The 19992-nt window shown below is 61.9% G+C and carries 18 protein-coding genes; 3 read left to right on the top strand and 15 right to left on the bottom strand.

What is annotated here, in order from left to right:
- Positions 1-461: 461 nt before the first annotated feature.
- From AO716_RS17160 to AO716_RS02920, 4 genes are all read right to left on the bottom strand, one after another.
- Entirely contained in the window at positions 462-1127 is a 666-nt protein-coding gene (locus AO716_RS17160; protein WP_152969834.1) for a hypothetical protein, read from the bottom strand.
- A 1-nt stretch (position 1128) separates the two neighbouring features.
- The gene (locus AO716_RS02930; protein ID WP_055239443.1) at positions 1129-2058 is read right to left on the bottom strand and encodes a hypothetical protein; all 930 of its coding nucleotides are present in this window, start codon (positions 2056-2058) and stop codon (positions 1129-1131) included.
- Between the two features lie 547 nt (positions 2059-2605).
- Positions 2606-3172 (bottom strand): hypothetical protein, encoded by a 567-nt coding sequence (locus AO716_RS02925; protein WP_055239442.1) that lies wholly within the window; start codon positions 3170-3172, stop codon positions 2606-2608.
- 552 nt (positions 3173-3724) lie between these two features.
- Positions 3725-4996 (bottom strand): PIN-like domain-containing protein, encoded by a 1272-nt coding sequence (locus AO716_RS02920; RefSeq protein ID WP_055239441.1) that lies wholly within the window; start codon positions 4994-4996, stop codon positions 3725-3727.
- 528 nt (positions 4997-5524) lie between these two features.
- Here AO716_RS02920 and AO716_RS02910 point away from each other — a divergent pair.
- Positions 5525-6949 carry a hypothetical protein gene (locus tag AO716_RS02910; protein ID WP_055239439.1) on the top strand — a complete coding sequence of 475 codons (1425 nt, stop codon included), beginning with the start codon at positions 5525-5527 and terminating at the stop codon, positions 6947-6949.
- Positions 6950-7424: 475 nt separating this feature from the next.
- Here the strand turns inward: AO716_RS02910 and ychF are convergent, their stop codons facing one another.
- The 3 genes from ychF to AO716_RS02895 all read right to left on the bottom strand — a co-directional run bounded on the left by ychF (position 7425) and on the right by AO716_RS02895 (position 10586).
- On the bottom strand, positions 7425-8510 hold the full coding sequence (gene ychF / locus AO716_RS02905) for a redox-regulated ATPase YchF (protein ID WP_055239438.1): 1086 nt from the start codon (positions 8508-8510) through the stop codon (positions 7425-7427).
- A gap of 65 nt (positions 8511-8575) precedes the next feature.
- Positions 8576-9649 (bottom strand): 4-hydroxy-3-methylbut-2-enyl diphosphate reductase, encoded by a 1074-nt coding sequence (locus tag AO716_RS02900; RefSeq protein ID WP_055239437.1) that lies wholly within the window; start codon positions 9647-9649, stop codon positions 8576-8578.
- Positions 9650-9707: 58 nt separating this feature from the next.
- A complete protein-coding gene (locus AO716_RS02895; protein WP_152969833.1) occupies positions 9708-10586 on the bottom strand; it encodes a hypothetical protein in 879 nt (292 codons plus the stop codon).
- A gap of 129 nt (positions 10587-10715) precedes the next feature.
- Here AO716_RS02895 and xseA point away from each other — a divergent pair, with 129 nt between their 5' ends.
- Positions 10716-11987, top strand: coding sequence for an exodeoxyribonuclease VII large subunit (xseA, locus tag AO716_RS02890; protein ID WP_055239435.1), 1272 nt, complete (start codon positions 10716-10718; stop codon positions 11985-11987).
- Positions 11988-12032: 45 nt separating this feature from the next.
- Positions 12033-12263: an exodeoxyribonuclease VII small subunit gene (locus AO716_RS02885; protein WP_055239434.1), complete on the top strand. Its 231-nt coding sequence runs from the start codon at positions 12033-12035 to the stop codon at positions 12261-12263.
- Between the two features lie 15 nt (positions 12264-12278).
- Here AO716_RS02885 and AO716_RS02880 read toward each other — a convergent pair whose 3' ends face one another.
- The 8 genes from AO716_RS02880 to AO716_RS02845 all read right to left on the bottom strand — a co-directional run bounded on the left by AO716_RS02880 (position 12279) and on the right by AO716_RS02845 (position 19943).
- Entirely contained in the window at positions 12279-13496 is a 1218-nt protein-coding gene (locus tag AO716_RS02880; protein ID WP_055239433.1) for a pyridoxal phosphate-dependent aminotransferase, read from the bottom strand.
- A 128-nt stretch (positions 13497-13624) separates the two neighbouring features.
- Positions 13625-14593: an ABC transporter substrate-binding protein gene (locus tag AO716_RS02875; RefSeq protein WP_055239432.1), complete on the bottom strand. Its 969-nt coding sequence runs from the start codon at positions 14591-14593 to the stop codon at positions 13625-13627.
- The gene (locus tag AO716_RS02870) at positions 14590-15342 is read right to left on the bottom strand and encodes an ABC transporter permease (protein ID WP_414826574.1); all 753 of its coding nucleotides are present in this window, start codon (positions 15340-15342) and stop codon (positions 14590-14592) included. Before AO716_RS02870 ends, AO716_RS02875 begins: the two co-directional genes overlap by 4 nt.
- Positions 15342-16034, bottom strand: a complete 693-nt coding sequence (locus AO716_RS02865; protein ID WP_055239431.1) for an ABC transporter permease — start codon at positions 16032-16034, stop codon at positions 15342-15344. The genes AO716_RS02870 and AO716_RS02865 overlap by 1 nt, the downstream gene beginning before the upstream one ends.
- A gap of 2 nt (positions 16035-16036) precedes the next feature.
- Entirely contained in the window at positions 16037-17206 is a 1170-nt protein-coding gene (locus tag AO716_RS02860) for an ABC transporter ATP-binding protein (protein WP_414826573.1), read from the bottom strand.
- A gap of 127 nt (positions 17207-17333) precedes the next feature.
- Complete coding sequence (locus AO716_RS02855; RefSeq protein WP_055239430.1) at positions 17334-17792, bottom strand: NUDIX hydrolase; 459 nt, start codon at positions 17790-17792, stop codon at positions 17334-17336.
- The gene (locus AO716_RS02850; RefSeq protein WP_055239429.1) at positions 17789-18703 is read right to left on the bottom strand and encodes an N-acetylglucosamine kinase; all 915 of its coding nucleotides are present in this window, start codon (positions 18701-18703) and stop codon (positions 17789-17791) included. The genes AO716_RS02855 and AO716_RS02850 overlap by 4 nt, the downstream gene beginning before the upstream one ends.
- Before the next feature lie 70 nt (positions 18704-18773).
- Positions 18774-19943, bottom strand: coding sequence for a phosphotransferase (locus AO716_RS02845; RefSeq protein ID WP_152969832.1), 1170 nt, complete (start codon positions 19941-19943; stop codon positions 18774-18776).
- Between the last annotated feature and the right edge of the window lie 49 nt (positions 19944-19992).

Here is a 19992-nt window from a genome sequence, read left to right as displayed (position 1 = left end):
CTCTGCCTTCCCCTCATACTGCCGCATAGTCTTCATGGGCTTGTGCTGCTCGGGTCGCGGACTGGGACTGGTCAGAGAAAGGCGCGAACTTTTTGCGCATCGCTCCACCAGCTCGAAAAAGCCAATCCGAATGGTGCACTCCTTGCCCACTCTAGTGGGGAGCATAGGTTTCACCACACTAGTCAGCTGAGCACTGGCAGTGTCTATCCGCCCTGGGCCGGAGGGATGCCTGATTCACGCGTGCATGAGTCGACAGGTACGTAGCTGAACTCAATGTTGGGGCTTCCCGACCAAGGTTCACGGTCTTTGGAACCCTGATCCGCCAGCCCCACTATTGTTGGGGTTCGCGTAGGACAAATGGTCCGGACCGACATTCATGACTGTGTGACAGTAAGTGCACTGCCCCAAGCTGACTGTTCCGGGTCGTCAACGAGCGCTATAGTGCGACAGTCCCGTCTCCCCTAGCGTTCACACGGCGACAGAGCCACGGCCGGTTCGGATTCCAATAATGCCTTTGCCAATCGATCAAGCGCTTCCGATGCCGGCAACTTGGCTCGCATTTCTGTAGCGAGGCCTTGACCTTTAGCGTACTTCGTCAGTACCAAAGGGCCGTCTCCCCGGCCATCTTCCACTGAGCGTACGAGCGTCACTGTAGGGATAGTGCCGACTTCATTCAGGTGAACTGTTCGGCTTGGAATCTGATAAGCCGATCCCATCCGGATTGTACGCACGTTCGTAACCTTCAGATCGAACCTTCCCACTTCCTCGGCTATATTCTTTGCACCATAAGTGATCCTTGACCCTAAGTATTCGCCTCCCCTCGAAGATGAGGCAGCGAGATTCGAATCAACAACGCAACCCGCTAGCACGAGACTAGTGAGATCCCAGGTGTGTTCATGAAGGTCACCGAGTTCATCGACGACTCCGCGATCATCCAACCAAAAGTGCAGCCGAAACCGTTCGCCAGCAGGCGCATCCACGAGAGGTGTCAGTTCTGCATGGTTGAATCCAAGTGGATGCTTCCATACATCCACTCTGTCTGCTTCCAAAATCATTGCTCTAAAAACACTGCTAATTGAGATGTTTGTGAATTCGTTAGCCACATAGGATTCATAAATATCGCGCATACTAAGCATTGGTCGTCCCAGCGAACTCAAAGATCTTTCCCCATTCTTCATCCGTGTAATCCTCGTTCCAATTCGCCGTAGCTTCCTGGTTCAACTCTCGAACCCGCATGAAGAATCGCTTTACGTCTGGGATGCCCTCAGCATCTGATGCTTCCGCTGGCAATATCAAAGGCGTCGCATAGCCCGCTTCAAACTCGAACTCATCCAGGAGCGCCGCGTGGTACCAGTTTCCCACCCTAGTGCGAAGGCCGTTGCGGTGGGGATCGGCAACAGTGATAACGATGCTTTCTGAATTCCCGTCTAAACGGAATGGTGAGAATCTATGAAGCAGAGTGATGTGCGACACAATTTTTGATCGCGAGGTCCAAACGACCGCCCCATATATAAAGGCTAGGAGTTCCATCTGGATCCTCTGCGGATCTGCGCGCTCATCATCTGGGCGACTTTTACGCCTGTACGCTGCATACTTGGCACACAACTCACTATCAAACGGTGAGATCACTTGCACCTTATATTGGACTGGCCTGTCCGTCACTCGCGCGAGAGCCGGAAGGACATGTTCTCGTTGCCATCGTGCGGAGCCGCCGCGAAAGTACCACTCCTTTGAGGAACCAAGCATCTCATCGAGAACGCGACGTATGTGACCCGCTGGAATCTCATGAACCGCATTCTGGTCCACCGCACTCTCAACGAGAGACTGAAGTGTCTCCACGTTCCGTGCCAGTTCCTTGTCAGACTCGCGCGCACCAATCTGGGCGAGCACGACAGTTGAGATTATAAGAGCTACAAACGAGATAAGGGCTGTGCGCAACCACCCGCCAGTCGTATTGACATCAAAGAACACCGGGATCAGAGTCAGAGCAAAGAGAGTCGCACAGGAAGCAAACGATATCCAGTCAACTTTTGAGAACTTACCGAAAAAGGCCCTCACCGAGGCACCAATGTTTCATGCATCCTGCGAGTTTATACCTAGTTTGCTTACCGCTCGTATGCGCCACGCGCATTCCCAAAAATCTACGAATGGTCGTGGCCGAATCTGAGCGCGCAGCTACAGGGCGTGCCTTGACTGACGATCCGGAAAGATCACCTCCTGATCGGATTGCACTACTCTGACGATTCATAAATACGCGCCCGCACCGTTTGTTTGATGCGATCCCCACATCATTATGCAAAAATGCCACCCCCTACGCTTTGCAGAAGGCGGCATTTCTAATGCATTCGGTCAAAGAGACTAAACGTTAAACCTAAATTCCACCACGTTCCGTAGCCAAACAACCCCTAACATTCGCAGTCAGATTACCTTCGAGGTAGGGGAAGCCGAGCGCTACGTCCCGGTTGATCTGAGGAATGCCCCCGGCGGCGGCAGCATGGGCCGCTGACGGAACCCCGCTCCCGCGCCGGAGGTCCTGCCGCCGGCGCGGGGCACCGGCCCCTGCCAACGGCGCCGCCGTCCTTTGCCATCTGGGCGCTTCTTGGTATCAGCGACTTGTTTGGAGTGCCGCAGTGTAGAGTTTCGGGTCGTTCCTGGTTTCAGCTGAGATGGCAAGATGACTGCCGTTTAGACGCTGCGCAAAGTACCCCAAATAGGGCAGTACGACGATCGTCGTGAGCCCGTCTTGCCATGCCTTAACCAGCGCCGGAAGGCTATCTTGTTCGGACCGGGAAGGAAAGTTCGGCGTTGTCTCTTTATCCCACGTATTGAAGGCCACCAGATCTACCCCGTCCTCGCCGTATTCGACGGGCCAGAACGGTGGCACAATCGGGTGGAGTACCTGACCAGGGCTCGAGAGTTTTTGCATCTCTTCCTGTGAGATCGGTTCGTTTTGAACTGTGCTTACGTTGAACCAGTCCCAGCTGCGGTCCCATTGCTGCTTCCAGCGTTCATCCCATACCTCACGGCTTGCTGACGCCGGGATCTTCGATGCACCCGTCGCAGGCACAGGGCTGAGTTCCGGAATTGCGATGTCCTGGGCGATCATCCATGCCTGTCGGATGAAGAGAAGCATCTTCAGGTTCTGCGCGTGGTCATCAATCCGGATGGTCATTTCCTTTGGCCAAACAGCCCGCCGTTTAAGCCCTATTCCCCACATAGTGACTCCTTCATTTGTCGGCCGGACGGAGAACAGTCGTTGGTTCCGAGCATCGCATTCGACCTGCCTTCAGTAAATGGTTCGCTCAAAGCTAGAGGTCCCGATCGGAAATGTCCACTGGGATCGGGGCCCCCGAAGGCGAACTAGTCGTGACCCGTGTTGGCTATTCCTCTTCAAAGGACCGGTGGCGGTGCCGCACGAGCTCCACGAAGGCTGGTGACGATACAACGCTCGATCCGTAAACAAGAAATGCCGCCCTCATACGTTTTCAGGGAGGGCGGCATTTCTATTGATTCAGGCGAAGATTTTATACATTAAATCTAAACTCCACCACGTTCCGTAGCCGAATAACCTATTGTACGGAAGGGTGGCTATACAGCCACCGTGCGCTGGCTGGGCGGAGAAGTACACAGATATCAGGTTTTACAGACCGCTTTCTAGGTTGCTCTACGTTGAGGTTAAAGAGCGAAACGATCCTCTCGACTGCGTCCCTCTCCCGGACTCGCCCTAATCGTCTTTAGCCGGATTGTCTGCGGGCGAGAGCACTGCTCGCATTGCCGACGCTAGGTCCCCGTCCACTTCGAAGCCTGCTGCCTGGACCCACGAAACGGCTGGGTCATAGTAGGAATCGAAAACAGGGGGAAAGTCTTCCATGGCGTCAGTAGGGTCGTAGATGCTACGGGCTAAACGGTTTACGGGCCGCCCGAACCCCCGCAGGGTGCGGTCATTCTGGTAGCCGCTTAGCTCGTAGATTTTTTCCCTAGGTATACGACCAGAGTGCAGAGCGGCGTACTTCATAGCTTCGTACTGGGGTGGATACCACTCACGAAGAGCCGAAATCAACTCGGATGCCGTTGCAAAGTTCCATGCCCCTCCAGTTTGTGAGCGCTCAGCGCGGGCCAGCTGGCCGACGGTCTCCGATGTCGGTTGTCCGGCCTTCTCAGCAACCATTGAGACGAACTGTGAGGGCCTCAAGAAGTACGCGCGTTTGCCCGCACTTTTAACCCAAAACTCTTCGAGAAGCTCAACCCGCGGGCCAACAGGTTCACCGCCAACGATCTTCCACCAGTCTTCCTTCGTATCGCGGGTGACTAGAACGAGATCAGCTCCGCGTTCAGCCGCTGTGTCGATCGCCTCGCACCACAGCAAGTAGTCTCCGACTACTCGAGCAGGTTCCTTCTTCTTGTCCTTGTATCCGGGAGGTTCACCTGCGGCCGCCCGCCTCATGCCTTCTTTTGTTCGCGTTTCAATCACTGGGAGTTCTGGGGGGAGGCCAACTTTGCCGTCGCAAAGATCGATGATCTCCCCAAGGATCGAGTCGCTGTTCGTATCCACCACCCGCATCGCACGCTCAGGACCGACTAACCCTTCAATCGTCTTGGTGACTTGCTCAAACGCCTTTGCGAGTGCACCATGCGCATCCCGCCGGGTTCCTTCGTCGAGAGCAACTCGGTTTGCCCATTCGTTAAACACCTGCACCGCCGAGTCTTGAGCTGCACTCAAGTCTTCAAGGGCCTTCGGCCTTCGGATCGCCGAATCATTCAGGGCGCCTTCACGACCGCGCCAGAATTCGACGCTGACCTGATATGGAATGAAAATACGGTCACCCAGCGAACGCAGCGCGTCAAGGAGCGCCTCGCGTGGCGAGGAAACGTATCGGTACAAATCGAGCAGGACATTGGTGTCGACCACAACCAGTGCCTCATCAAGGGCGTTTAGAAGGTCAGCCCTCTGCTCGCTCGCTCGATATTGGTGACCGTCCCACAAGCTTTTCCCCATGTGCAGACCGTAACAAACATCTCCAACAACAGAGGGTCACTCGCCCGGCGAGCCGAGTGCAATTGAGCGACCCGAGTACGCAATAGCTTCACTCTCCCGCACACGGCGGTTCGACTAACACGATGCAGCTGCAAACAAGGGGGCAGGCATCCACCCCCACCACTTCACGTCGCAGACGTGTACCGCCTAACCGACATGACCGAGGACGGGATGGAAGACCAGGAGCTTGGCACCGGCGTCACTTCACAATTTCGGTGGCTCACTCGAAAGCACAACGATGTCCGCTCGTCGAGAATGCTAGAGGTTGAACACCACCTAACGCTGCACCACATTCCGTGGCCGCCGATGGGCCCTACGGAAACTAACTCGAACCTGTAATGAGTGCGGAAGTCAGTAACGAGAGAACCTCTGAGTATGTCTGTGCAATCATAGCGGCGCCGTCGCCATGGCCGGCACTCCACGAGCAGCCGTCGCCGCCGGGTAGAGTCCGCCTGTCCAGTACCATTCGGTCATGAGAGATAAGCAGTCATGAGCGGAGACGAGAAAGTTCTTCTCGGGATTCTCGTGAAGTTGGAGAAAAGGGCCCAACGGGTCAGCGGAGGAAAGCTGTTCGATGAGGGCCTGGACGCCTATCTCGATTTGCAGGAGCAGTTGTTCGAACTCCAAGTCGAGGTTCAGACCGCAATCGCGGAGGCCAAAAGAAGAGGGCCAAAAAACGCGGAGGTCCTAGACTACCTAAACAAGTTACGTTGGGTCCGTTGGCAGTCTCGACGCTTAGGAGACGCTATTGCGTGGCAGGCACTGCTATTGAACCGGCAGGTCATATATGCGCTTGCCGAAAATGATCCTGTGCCAGTCCCTTCATCGTGGTCAGAAGGGCACCGCGGTGCCTTCCAATTCGCCCGCTCGATGACGAGTTCCGAGTGGGGAATTCCCATAGTGCACGACATTACCAATGTGCTTCGCATCGGCGATCTTACCTTTATGCGGCCGACAGGCCTGGCCGCTGAAGCAGACTACCGAACGATTGAACTCAAAACTTCACGGCTAGACGAACGCGAAATCGAGGGAGGAAAGACCACCGTCACTTTAGGCATCACTGCGATCAGCACAGAACCGTTTCCTTCCTACGTCACGGATCCTCCACACAGCAACCCGGACCATACGCCGAATACCACCCGTCGGCGACGCGCTGATCGTCGCATTGAGCGGCAGCTCGCGCGGATGGAAATTGCGACTGCGAGCAAGAATGCCCCACTCCACAAGTCCACCAAAATCGGAAACCAGCACGTCTTCCCGATCTCACTTCCGGAAGAACAGAAGCCCCACTGGAAAGAACTGCGACGCGCGATTAGGCAGGCCAGACGTGACGGAAATGCGTACTTTGAACTCGGAGGCTTTGTCGGATACTCCCTCATCTACAACAGCGACGGGGTCTCTTCAGAAGATATCCTATCGACCTCGCTGAACCACGATGTCAGAGGCCTGCTGCACGAAGAAATAGGTGATCGAAACAGTATTACTCTGTCAATGATCCCGGATAACGACCAAGACACTTACAGTTCCAGAGTGCTGCCGTTCTACTTGTGGGAGGTCCCTCAGCGAGCCGTCCGCGACATTTTGCGCAACCGACTTGTCATCGCAGCGACTTACAACTCGGGCTGGATGGAAAAACTCTTGGCGAATGCAGGGTTGACGATTGTTCCCGATGAAACCGACCGAGACCGCCGAGGATTCGAAGTGATCGCCAGCTTCGGGTGGGAGGGCGAGGCGCGAGCTGAGTACCACTTCCATGTGTGGGAAGAGATGTTCGTGGCGGTCCACGAATTCCGCGGACCCGACGCCGTCGTTCAGCGGGCGCTCGCGCCCACTAGTTTGCCCACCCTAGTGAAATTTGAAGAGTTCATCCCTGCCGAGGGCCCCGCCGACAATGGTGGGCGTCAACACCCTTAGGCACATGACGCTTAGCATCCTTGAATAGGCCTGTGCCACAGTGTCGTCGCGGATGACACCGGTCGACCTGTCGAAGAAAAAGTTGCCATTGAGAATTATGGTTTCTACCCCTAAATGAGGAGGCAATACGAAACGCGTCACACTTGGCTGGAAGTCCTTCTCAAGGTGTCGGGGGTGGAAGTTCTTAGAGGTCGAGATTGTCTTGGGCTATCCCGCACCATGGAATCGCAGTCCATAACAGGTTCTGGCAGCGGGGATCCTCCCGAGGTCCGGAGTCCTCAAGTGCGCGCCTGGTGGCCCATGCGAGTCCGGCCACTGCTGTCGGCGCGGCTCGCGCGGACGATCATCAACATTCTAGGAGAACAACTCCGCCATGGTCTGCTTCATCGGTTCAACTCGACAATGAGCAAGGAAGCAATGGGGCCGCTGAGAACACGTGTTCTCAGCGGCCCTCACGAGTCCCACTGATCAGGAACTAAACGTTAAACCTAAACTCCACCACATCGCCGTCGGCCATAACGTAGTCCTTGCCTTCAATCCGGACCTTGCCGTGCGCCTTGGCCTCAGCCATGGAACCGGCTTCGACCAGGTCGTCGAAGGAGACAACTTCGGCCTTGATGAAGCCGCGCTGGAAATCGCTGTGGATGACGCCGGCAGCCTGGGGCGCGGTGTCGCCCTTGCGGATGGTCCAGGCACGGGTTTCCTTGGGACCGGCAGTGAGGTAGGTCTGCAGGCCCAGGGTGTGGAAGCCAACGCGGGCCAGCTTGTCCAGGCCGGACTCCTCCTGGCCGCTCATCTCCAGCATCTCGCGGGCTTCTTCCTCGTCCAGCTCCACGAGGTCGGCTTCGAGCTTGGCATCGAGGAAGATGGCATCGGCCGGAGCCACGAGTTCACGCAGCTCAGCCTGGCGGTCCGGGTTGCCCAGGACGGCGTCATCAACGTTGAAGACGTAGATAAAGGGCTTGGCGGTGAGCAGGCTCAGTTCACGCAGGTGCTCCATGTCCAGCTTGTCGCTGGCGATGGAGGAGAAGATCGTATCCCCGCGCTCCAGCACAGCCTGGGCGGCCTGCATGGCAGCCAGCTGCGCGGCGTCGCGCTTCTTGATCTTCACTTCCTTCTCCACGCGCGGAATGGCCTTCTCCAGGGTCTGGAGGTCCGCGAGGATCAGTTCGGTGTTGATGGTCTCCATGTCCGAGCGCGGATCGACCTTGCCGTCCACGTGGACCACATCGGGGTCGTCGAAGACGCGGATAACCTGGGCAATAGCCTCGGCTTCGCGGATGTTGGCGAGGAACTGGTTGCCCAGGCCTTCGCCCTCCGACGCGCCCTTCACAATGCCGGCAATGTCCACGAAGGACACGGTTGCGGGCAGGATGCGGGCCGAACCGAAGATCTCGGCGAGCTTTGCCAGGCGCGGATCCGGAAGGGATACGACGCCGACATTCGGCTCGATCGTGGCGAACGGATAGTTCGCCGCCAGCACGTTGTTGCGGGTCAGCGCATTGAACAGGGTTGATTTGCCGACGTTGGGCAGGCCGACGATGCCAATAGTAAGAGCCACGTTAGTAAATGTTACCGGGGCAGGCCGTCAGAGCCGAACCCGGCACCGCGGTGCCGGGAAACGGGCTAGGAGCGGCGGCCGCCAAGTCCTCGGGAGGAATCCCCCATGGCCTTGAGCGTGGCGCGGATTTCCTTGGGCAGGGAGAAGATGATGTCCTCTTCCGCCGTCACGACTTCCTCGACGTCCCCGTAGCCGTACTCGGCCAGCAGGTTGAGAACGTCCTGGACCAGGTTCTCCGGAACCGATGCACCGGAGGTCACGCCCACGGTCGAGACACCTTCGAACCAGGACTCGTCCACCTCATTGGCGAAGTCCACCCGGTAGGACGCCTTGGCGCCGTATTCAAGGGCAACCTCGACCAGCCGCACGGAGTTCGAGGAGTTCGCCGAGCCGACCACAATCACCAGGTCCGTGTCCGGAGCGATCTTCTTGATCGCCGCCTGGCGGTTGGAGGTGGCGTAGCAAATGTCATCGCTGGGCGGATCCTGCAGGTTCGGGAACTTCTCCCGCAGCAGCTTCACCGTGGTCATGGTCTCGTCCACGGACAGGGTGGTCTGGGAAAGCCAAATGAGCTTGTCCGGATCCCGGACCTGGATCTTGTCCACGTCTTCGGGTCCGTTGACGATCTGCATGTGCTCCGGCGCCTCGCCGTAGGTGCCTTCGACTTCCTCATGCCCCTCGTGTCCGATGAGCAGGATGTCGAAGTCGTCGCGGGCGAAGCGCACGGCTTCGCGGTGGACCTTAGTGACCAGCGGGCAGGTGGCGTCGATGGTGCGCAGGCCGCGGTCTTCAGCAGACTGGACGACGGCGGGAGAGACTCCGTGGGCGGAGAAGATCAGCAGGGAGCCTTCCGGAACTTCGTCCGTCTCATCGACGAAGATGGCGCCGCGCTCTTCCAGCGTGCTGACGACGTGCAGGTTGTGCACGATCTGCTTGCGCACATAAACGGGCGGGCCGTAGTGCTCCAGCGCCTTTTCGACGGCGATCACCGCACGGTCGACGCCGGCGCAGTAGCCGCGCGGAGCGGCGAGCAGGACCCGGCGCGCTCCGGACACCGGAGCAGCGGCAGCGACCTCTTCAGGGCTGCGGCGGCGGCGTGGCACGGTGGGCATCGGCACGGAAACGGCTGTGCTGGTCATGACTCCATGCTAGCCGGTAGGCCGGACGGACCCCGAGCCGGGGCGGGTACGTCCGCTGTCAGCGCACAGTCCGCCGGTTTCCGGCCGCGACTCGGAACACCAGCCCCAGGACAAAGAGCACAGCTGCGGCAATCAGCATCACAACCAGCCAGGAGTGGAAGCTGGATTCGGCGAGCGGGACAAAGCCTGCCGTGAACGCAGATGCCACCGGGTTGGCCGGGGTCTGTCTCTCCACGATCGACGCGGCGGCACCGGAGGCCAGCCACAGGGCACCGGCCATCCCGGCCGTACCTGCACCGATCAGCGCAACGGTGGTGGAACGGCGTCGGGCCGCAAGCAGCCCCAGCAGGGCAGCCAGGACACCGGCAGCGGCGAACAGGGGCCATGAATCCGAAAAGCGCACCAGCGTTTCGAGTTCCCTGCTGTACTCCGCACTGGAAACCGTGAGCAGCCGCTGTCCGGCGTCGGCCGGTTCGGTACCGATCTCGCCGGCCACCTCCGAACTCACAAGGTTCAGGAGCGGACCGAGGTCCAGGGAAGGCGTTCCGGAATCGAAGGTTGCCGCATGGGAGCGTTCAAGCGTCTGTGTCCACGCCTCCGGATAGCCCGGTGCCTGCTGGAACCCTGACACGACGTTCTCAATAACCGGCTCAACCAGCGCGGCCAGTCCTGCGGGCAGTCCTTCACTGAGGGATGCGCTGGCCTGCGACGCGACCGCGGAGGAAAGCTCGGACTGGAACGCTTCGTCCTCCCCCAGCGGCTCGGCCAGCTGGGAGAACCCCTGTGCCGAGACGGCGTTTTGCGACAACCAGGCGCCGCATACCGCGGCTCCGGCGAGCAGCAGCGCTGCCAGTACCAGGACCGCCGATCCGAATGTGCGCATAGTTCCCCATTCCAGCTGTGGCGCCGGATCAACCGGCGGTATTTCATCACTCATGAGTGGAACCGTTTTCCACGGCTCCGGGGACCGGGACGCAATGTGTCCGGGCCACCTGATAGACAATAGCCTTAGGACCGTCACCGCCAAGGCACCGGCCTGCCGCTGGAGTAACAGGAGTTTCACAGAATGCAGAATGACGCAGAAGCGCAGGAACCCGGCCACGCAGATGCGGGGAATACGCTTGCGCCCACGGCAGCCCTGACGTCCCCTGAGAATCCCTGGCCCCTGGCCCTCCTGTCCAAGAATCTGAAGGCGTACATTGACCGCGCACCGGCCGCCTGGGTTGAAGGCCAGGTCATTGAGCTAAACCGCCGTTCCAACGCATCCTTCATCACGCTGCGCGACGTCGACGCCGAAGTTTCGCTTTCCCTGACGGTCTGGAGCACGGTCATGAACCGGCTCGAACTGCCGCTGGAGCGCGGTGCCCGCGTGGTGGCCCTGATCAAGCCGGACTTCTGGGTCAAAACCGGCCGGCTGTCCATGCAGACCCGGGACATCCGTCCCGTCGGCCTCGGGGACCTGCTGGCGCGGATTGAGCGGCTGCGGCAGGCGCTGGCTGCCGAAGGGCTCTTTGCGGCTTCCCGGAAGAAACGGCTGCCGCTGCTGCCGAACCGAATTGGACTCATCACCGGACGCAACTCCGATGCCATGAAGGACGTTATGCGGAACGCGTCGCTGCGCTGGCCCGCGGTGCAGTTCGAAGTCCGCGAGGTGGCAGTGCAGGGCGTGAACGCGGTCGCCGAAGTGACCCGGGCACTGTCCGAGCTGGACGCCCTGCCCGAAGTTGACGTGATTGTCATTGCCCGCGGCGGCGGGTCCATGGAGGACCTCCTGCCCTTCAGCCACGAAGATCTTGTCCGGGCGGTATCAGCCGCACAGACACCGGTTGTCAGCGCCATCGGCCATGAGGCTGACCGGCCGCTGCTCGACGAAGTTGCCGACCTCCGCGCCTCCACGCCGACGGATGCCGCTAAGCGGATTGTGCCGGACGTCGGCGAGGAGCTCTCCCGGATCGGCACGGCCCGCTCACAGCTTCGGCGCATCATGGAGCTTATGCTCAGCCGTGAAGCCGACCGGCTGGCGCACATCCGGACCCGCCCGGTCCTCTCGGCTCCCGAAACAATGTTTGCCAGCCGCAGCGAAGACATCGGCAGGCTGAGGGACCGTGCTTTCTCGGCCATGCGTTCAGAGGTACGGCGGGACACAGACCGGATCAGCTACCTGCGTGCCCAGGTCCGCTCCCTCTCACCGCAGAAAACCCTGGACCGGGGCTACGCCGTCGTGCAGCTGGCGGACGGTTCCGTGGTCCGCGATGCGGCCGCCGTGGAGACGGAGGCGCAGCTGCGCATCCGGGTCGCGGCGGGCCAGCTCGACGCCGTAGCCACCGGGCACCGCTAGCGCTTCCCCTACTTTTCAGATCTTTCCAGAACCAAGGAGAACACCATGAACGAAGCAGCAGCACTGCCTGCAGACATTGAAGCGATGAGCTACGAGCAGGCCAGGGATGAACTGGTGGCCGTCGTGAGCCGTCTGGAGGCGGGCGGCGCCAGTCTTGAGGAATCCCTCTCCCTTTGGGAGCGCGGCGAGGCGCTGGCGACGCGCTGCGAGTCCTGGCTGGAGGGCGCGCGGCAGCGTCTGGAAGCTGCACGCGCAGCCCGTGAAACCTCCGAGTAGCTGCCCGGCCTCCCGCTACGGCTTGTAGGTGCTGAGGAACTCGGCGAGCCGCGAGATGGCGTCTTCAATGTCCTCCAGCGCCGGAAGCGTCACCATGCGGAAGTGGTCGGGCCGGATCCAGTTGAACGCCGTGCCGTGGGAGACCAGGATCTTCTGCTGCTTCAGCAGGTCCAGTGCGAACAATTCGTCGGACTGGATCGGATAGGCCTCCGGATCCAGCTTGGGGAAGAGGTACAGGGCTCCTTCAGCGTTCTCCACGCTCACACCCGGGATGTCATTGAGCATCTTGTAGGCAAGGTCGCGCTGCGCCTTCAACCGGCCGCCGGGAAGGATCAGGTCGTTGATGCTCTGGTAGCCGCCGAGCGCAGTCTGGATGGCGTGCTGGGCCGGAACATTGGCGCAGAGGCGCATATTGGCCAGCAGGTTGATGCCCTCGATGTAGTCTGCCGCGGCACGCTTGGGACCGGAAATTGTCATCCAGCCGCTGCGGAAACCGGCAATCCGGTAGGCCTTGGACAGGCCGCTGAAGGTCAGGCACAGAACGTCGTCGCCGGTGAGGGTCGCAGCGTTGATGTGCACGGCGCCGTCGTACAGGATCTTTTCGTAGATCTCGTCGGCGAAGATGATCAGGTCGTGCTTCCGGGCCAGGTCCACGATCTGGCGGAGCACATACTCCGGGTACACGGCGCCCGTGGGGTTGTTGGGGTTGATCAGCACAATGCCCTTGGTCCGGGGCGTGATCCGCTCTTCCATGTCCTCGACATCGGGCCACCAGTGGTTGTCCTCGTCGCAGAGGTAGTGGACGGCTGTGCCGCCCGCCAACGAGACCGATGCCGTCCAGAGCGGGTAGTCAGGGGTGGGCACCAGGATCTCGTCGCCGGTGTCCAGCAGCGCCTGCAGGGACATGGTGATTAGTTCGCTGACGCCGTTGCCGAGGTAGACGTCGTCAACATCAATGTTGTGGATGCCGCGGCTCTGGTAGTACTGCACAACAGCGGTCCGGGCGGAGAAGATGCCGCGGGAGTCGCTGTAACCCTGGGCTGTAGGCAGGTGGCGGATCATGTCCACCAGAATCGCCTCAGGTGCCTCAAACCCGAACGGCGCCGGGTTGCCGATGTTCAGCTTGAGGATCCGCTGCCCCGCCGCCTCCATGCGCTGGGCATGCTCAAGGAGCGGCCCGCGGATGTCATAGAGGACGTTGTGGAGCTTCTGAGACTGGGTGAATTCTGCCATCTACACAGAATGCCATAACCGGTTCATCCCCTCCCCACTGAAGACGCGAGATAGCAGAAACTGCCCGTTTCGCGAGCGAAAAGGGCAGTTTCTGCTATCTCGTTAAGGGGAAGTGCGGCTGTTGCGGACTAGGCCAGTCCCTTTTCCTCGAGCCATGCCCGGGCTGCATCCCGCGGATCCTGCTTCTGGTCCCCGGAGACTGCCTGGTTGAGGGCGATGAGGTCCTCGGTTGTCAGGATCGCAGACACACTGTTGAGCACGTCCTGTGCTTCCTGGTTGACCGCATCCATGTTCACCAGGGGAACCACCTGCTGGGCAATGAAGTTGTTCTTCGGGTCTTCCAGGACCACCAGTGAGTTCTCCTCAATGGAGGGGGTGGTCGTGTAGATGTCCGCCGCCTGCACCTTGTCCGTCAGCAGGGCCTGGAGCGTGGCTTCGCCGCCGCCGTCATTGATGGCTTCAAAACCGGCCGGCTCACAGCCGTACTTATCCTTCAGGCCGGGCAGCCCGTAGGCCCGCTCCTGGAACGTGGTGGGAGCAGCAATGGTGATTTCACCGCACACCTCCGCCAGATCCTCGAGCGAGGTGAGTCCATACTTTTCCGCGGTCGCCTGGGTAACAACCAGCGCGTCCTTGCTCTCAGCTTCGGCGGGCTCCAGGACGGCAATGTTCATGTCCGGGGACTCCTCTTCCAGGGCCGCCGGAAGGGCGTCCATGATTTCCTCGGCCGACTGGGCGGTGGCCTCTGTGTCGGCGAAGAGCAGCAGGTTGCCGCTGTAGTCCGGAATGATCTGCACGGAGCCGTCTTCCAGCGCCCGGTAGTAGATTTCGCGGGAGCCGATGCCGGGCTGGGTGGTTGCCTGGATGCCCTTGGCATTCAGCGCTCCGGCATAGATCTCCGCAATGATCTGGGATTCAGGGAAATCTGCGGAACCCACAACCACCGTGGAGGAGTCTTCCACGCCGGTGGGAGCCGTCGATGACTCCACGCTCTGCGGATCCGAGTTCGCCCCGCAGGCCGCGAGCATTGCGACCGCGGCGAGGCCAGCGGCACCGGTAAGGGCCTTCCTTTTGCCCTGGCGCGTAATTGTTTTCATGCTGTTCTTCCTCCTTGGACGCCTGCAGGAGATACCTGCCGGCTGCGGTGTGTGGCCGGTTTCCGGGAGCTGCTGCTGCGCAGTCCCGGCGAAAGTACGAGGCGCTGGACGGCCGCCAGCACCAAATCAACGGCAAGGGCCAGCAGCGCGATCAGCAGCGCGCCGCCGAAGAGCCGCCCATTGTCGCGCAGCTGTGTCCCTTCGGTCAGGTAAACACCCAATCCGCCCAGCGAGATGAAGGCCACCACTGAAACAGTGGCCAGGACCTGGAGCACCGCGGCCCGCACGCCCCCGAAGACAACCTTCAGGCCGTTGGGCAGCTCAACCTTGAACAGGATCTGTGTTTCGCTCATCCCCATGGCCCTGGCCGCGTCCACGACGGTGCGGTCCACGGACGATATTCCGGCGTAGACACCCGCGAGCAGCGGCGGAATTGCCAGCAGCACGAGCGCCCAGATGGGCGGCATCAGGCCGACCCCGGCGAGGAGTACAAAGAGGAACACGAGACCCAGCGTGGGCAGGGCACGCAGGATTCCGACCCCGGAGACGACGACGACGCGGCCGCGGCCGGTGTGCCCGATGTACAGGCCCAGCGGTACAGCGATCAGGGCTGCGATGCCCACTGCGAGCGCGGTGTAGCCAAGGTGCTCCAGGATGCGTGCGAAGATTCCCCGGCTGCCTTCCCACGATGATGGCGCAGTGAGCCATTCGAACATCTGGACCAGGACGTTGTCGCTTGAGTAATTCATCAGCGTGCCGCCGTCCGCGCTTCAACCGTGTTCAGCGGCAGCTTTGGCTTGGTGCTCCGCACGGCACGTGTCCACGGAGTAAGCAGCCTCTGCGCCAGGACCAGCACCAGGTCCAGCACAAGCGCCAGAAGGAGGATCAGGCCGATGCCGATCACGATTTCGGTGAGGAAGTTCCGGTACAGACCGTCCATGAACAGCCGGCCCAGGCTGTCGATGCCGAGCAGCGCGCCCACGCTCACCAGAGACATGTTGGACACCGAGATCACCCGCAGTCCTGCGAACAGCACGGGCAGGGAAAGCGGAAGGTCGACGGCGAGGAAACGGCGCAGCGGCTTGTAGCCCATGGCCGTGGCGGCCTGCCGGACGTCGTCGTCCACTGAATTCAAGGCATCAACGGTGGAGCGGACCAGGAGAGCCACGGCGTAGATCGTCAGGGCAACCACCACGTTGGTGATGTCCAGGACCTTTGTCCCGAGAATTACCGGCAGCAGGACGAACAGTGCCAGCGACGGAATCGTGTAGAGGATGGCCGATGTTCCCAGGATGGCACCTCCGGCGAGGCGGTGCAGCCGGGCGAACTGCGCCAGCGGCAGCGCGATCAGCAGGCCAAGGATCAGCGGAACCACAGCCTGGAAGAGGTGCAGGGCGGTCAGCCGGGAGATCATCTCCGTGTTGGAGAGGAACCAGTCCATGCTCAGACCTCCGAACCGTGCAGTGCCCTGCCGCGCCGCAGCCGGGCGGCTTCAATCAGTTCGAAGATCTCACCGGCACGGACGATTCCCGCAGCCCGGCCATCGGCGTCCACCACGACGCCCAGCCCGGAAGGCGAAGAAAGTGCGGCGTCCAGGGCGCTGCGGAGGCTCTCACCGAGCCGGTGGAGGGACCCGCCCGGAACCACGTGTTCGGAGGAGGTCACGGAGTCCCGGCTTGACGCCGGCACCCAGCCCAGCGGGCGGCTGCCATGGTCGACGGCCAGCGCCCAGCCATCCCGGACCGGCACGCTGCGGTCCGCAAGCTGATCGGGGTCCAGTGTCTGCACCGGATACACGGGTACTTCCTTGCCGGGCTGGAATCCCAGGTGCCGGAAGCCGCGGTCCCTGCCCACGAAGCCCGCTACGAAGTCATCCACGGGGGCACGCAGGATGCCCTCGGGGGTGTCAAACTGGGCAAGCCTGCCGCCAACGGCGAAGACGGCCACCTTGTCGCCGAGTACCGTCGCCTCGTCGATGTCGTGGGTGACAAACACGATCGTCTTGGCAAGTTCCCGCTGCAGGCGCAGCAGTTCCTGCTGCAGTTCGCTGCGCACCACGGGGTCGACGGCGCTGAACGGCTCGTCCATCAGCAGCACGGGCGGGTCAGCGGCGAGTGCACGGGCGACACCTACCCGCTGTTGCTGCCCTCCGGAGAGCTGTCCCGGGTAACGCTTGGCCATCCCCGGGTCCAGGCCCACGACGTCGAGCAGTTCCGCAGCGCGGGCCCTCGCCTGACGGCGCGGAACCCCGTTAAGGCGCGGGACGGTGGCGATGTTGTCCAGCACCGTGCGGTGTGGAAGGAGCCCGGAGGACTGCATAACGTAGCCCATTGAACGGCGCAGCGCCGAGGGAGCGACCTTCGAAGCATCCATGCCGTCTACGTGGATTGTTCCGGAGGTGGGTTCAACCATCCGGTTGATCATCCGAAGGGAGGTGGTTTTTCCGCAGCCCGAGGGGCCCACGAAAACGGTAATGGCTCCCTTGGCGATGTCCATCGACAGATTGTCCACGGCCGGGGAGTCCGAGCCGGGATAGGACTTGGTGACGTCCCGGAAACGGATCATGGGCTCGGCTGTGTCCGAAGGGGATGCTGAGGATTCCGGCATGGACATGGCTGCCTCCGTGGTTGGGTGCGACAGGCTCGCATACGCTCTATTAAACGGCAGCATGCTTACAAGCCGTGGGTTTAAGCTATGTGTTTCCGTGCCCCCGAGTCCAGCGGAAAGCCCGGTTACGCGGCTAGCGAATAGGTGCAGGACCACTGCCGGGAGCAGCGGCGAGGAGTTTGAGGGCCACGTCGACCAGCCCCACGCGTTCAAGGCCCTCCACATCATCCAGCGGGAACCAGGCGGCTTCATCCGTGCTTCCGGACGCTTCGTTGACCAGTGAGCCGCCCGTGACCCGGGCGCGGTAGATCACCCGCAGTGCATGGAGCATCCGTCCCTCTCCGCGCATCCGGCGTTCAGGGGGCACGAAGTGGCTGTCCACTCCCAGCAGGTCCTGCAGTTCGACGCGGAAGCCTGTTTCCTCCTGCACCTCCCGCACGGCGGCGGTGGGGGCATCCTCACCAAACTCGAGTCCACCGCCCGGCAGGGTCCAGGCCGAGTTGCCGTGCTGGTTCCAGTGGGCGAGCAGGATTTTCCCGTCCCTGACCACCACGGCATAGGCGCCAACACGCACGTCAAAGTCCCGGCTCATGCGGCGGAGTCCTGCAGGAGGTAGCGGACGCCGAAGACCGGGTCCTGGGTGAGGAAACGGATGTCTCCCAGGCCGCGGGCGGACAGCCCGGCGGTCAGCAGCTCCTGGAGCAGCGGCTGGTGCACCCCGATTCCGCCGCCGACTACCACTGGGCCGCTGATGCCCAGCTGCGCCGCGACGTCGGCAACCAGGGAAGCCAGGTCGCGGGCCGCCGTAGCAATGATGCTGCGGCTGGGTGCGTGCCCTTCCTGCGCGGCGTCGAACACTACCCTCGCCATCGAGGCCCAGTACCGGCGGCCGGTTCCGCCGTGGAAACGTGCGATCAGCGCGTCGGGGGACTCAATGCCGACGGCGAGCAGCAGCTCCGCTGAAAGCCGGTCCGGCTGCTGGCCCGTGTCATGCAGCCGCAGCGCGTGGCGGACTGCTTCACGGCCGATCCAGTAGGCGCTTCCCTCATCACCCAGCAGGTAGCCCCATCCGCCGGAACGGGCCTGGGCCCCTGTCTGGTCCATCCCCCAGGCCACCGAACCGGTACCGGCGATCAGGCCGATGCCGGAGGGCGCTTCGCCGGCCGCAAGGATCAGCCGGGTGTCATGCACAACGGTTACTTCAGCTGTGGGCACGTGTTCAAGGATCAGCGATTGCAGCGCTGCAGCGTCCTGGGCAGTGTCCACTCCCCCGGAGCCGGCAACAACCCGCGAGACGCCGTCGGTGCCCAGGGCTGCGAAGATCTCCGCAAGATTGTGGCGTGCCTGCTCCGTGGTGACGTTCTGCACGTTCGCGCTGCCCGTGACCGCCTCCGCTGCGACGGTCTGCCCCTCGAGGCGTATGCCGTGGGTCTTGCTGCCGCCTATGTCCAGACCGATGGCAGTGAACGGGTCCGGATGTGGTGCGCTGGTGCTTGATTGCATTCCTTTAGCCTACGCAGGCGGGACGGCGGACCGGATATTGCGACGGTTTTTGCCCGCCGCCGCACCGCAATCAGGCGGCGCGGCCCTGTGCCTGCTCCAGCAGGTGCTCAGCCGCTTCCAGCCGGGCCAGGGCATTGGACTCCCGGTCCAGCCTCCCGGCGCGGGCGCCGGGGACCAGGCTGAGGGCAACTCCGGCAGCCCGTGCGTTCAGTGCCGCCGGGGAACTGCCGGCAGCTGCTGCCGCGGATTCGAACCCGGCCTGGAACGCTGCGAGTTCGCCGGGCAGGGCTGAGTCAGGCGAGAGCCTGGCCAATACCGCCAGATGTCCGATGAAACACGCGAGGTCGTCCACCCGGTGCCCGGGACCCAGCCCGTCAACATCCAGCACCCCGGTGATCCGTCCCGCCGCGGCCAGGAGGTTTCCTTCATAGAAGTCCCCATGGACAGGAACAACGGGTCCCGGGTCCAGTTCAGCAACCAGCGACTCCACCCCTGCTGCAAGGGCCTGAACCCGCATGCGCTGGCCAGGCAGGAGGGCTGCGGCCGCCTGGCCGTAGGCACGCGAACGCTCCGCCCAGGCAGGCCGGCGCCGGAGGTCCAGGGCAGCTGCGGGCAGTTCATCCAGCAAACCGGTCAGGTCCCCTGCGGAAAGTCCGTGCGAGCCGGCTGCCAGTCCTCGCAGAAGGGGGGTACCCGTTAGCTGTTCAAGCACGACGGCACTGCGGTGGGCAGGTCCCGGACGAAGCGCGGCCGCGGGTACTGCGGATGCCGCGAGGAGCCGGTGCCTGTGGCGCAGTTCCTCAGCTTGGCCGGGCAGGACCACTTTGAGGTACACACCGTCGAGACCTGAGGAAGCGTGCACCACGGCGCGGCGCAGCGGCCGGTAACCGGTGACCCGCACGCCGACGCCTGCGGGGCTGGTGCCGGGTGCGAACACATCGCGGGCCAGATCCTCGGGAGACAGGGCCCAGGCCAGGTCCGGAAGAAGCGGATCACGGGGGTGCAGCCAGAGGAACAGCTGCGTTCCTGAAAGGGAGGTGCGCAGGGCAGGGCCCCGGGCTGCCGCGGGCGAGGTCGTGGCACCGGCGTAGACGGTTATCTCCGCGCCGTCCTGGTCCACTGCCTGGATCCGGAAGAGAACGGTGACTCCGGCGCCGGGACGGTCGAAGGTGCGCTCATGGTTGAACGAATGCAGAACCAGTCCACCGGCGGTCAGCAGTTCCGCGAGCGGGACTGCCATGGCCCGGCTCTCAAGCAGTCCCCGGTCCTCAGCGGACCGGAGCCTGCCG

It is taken from the genome of Arthrobacter sp. Edens01 (assembly GCF_001307035.1).
GTDB lineage: Bacteria > Actinomycetota > Actinomycetes > Actinomycetales > Micrococcaceae > Arthrobacter_B.
This window is presented reverse-complemented; position numbering and strand designations above follow the sequence as displayed.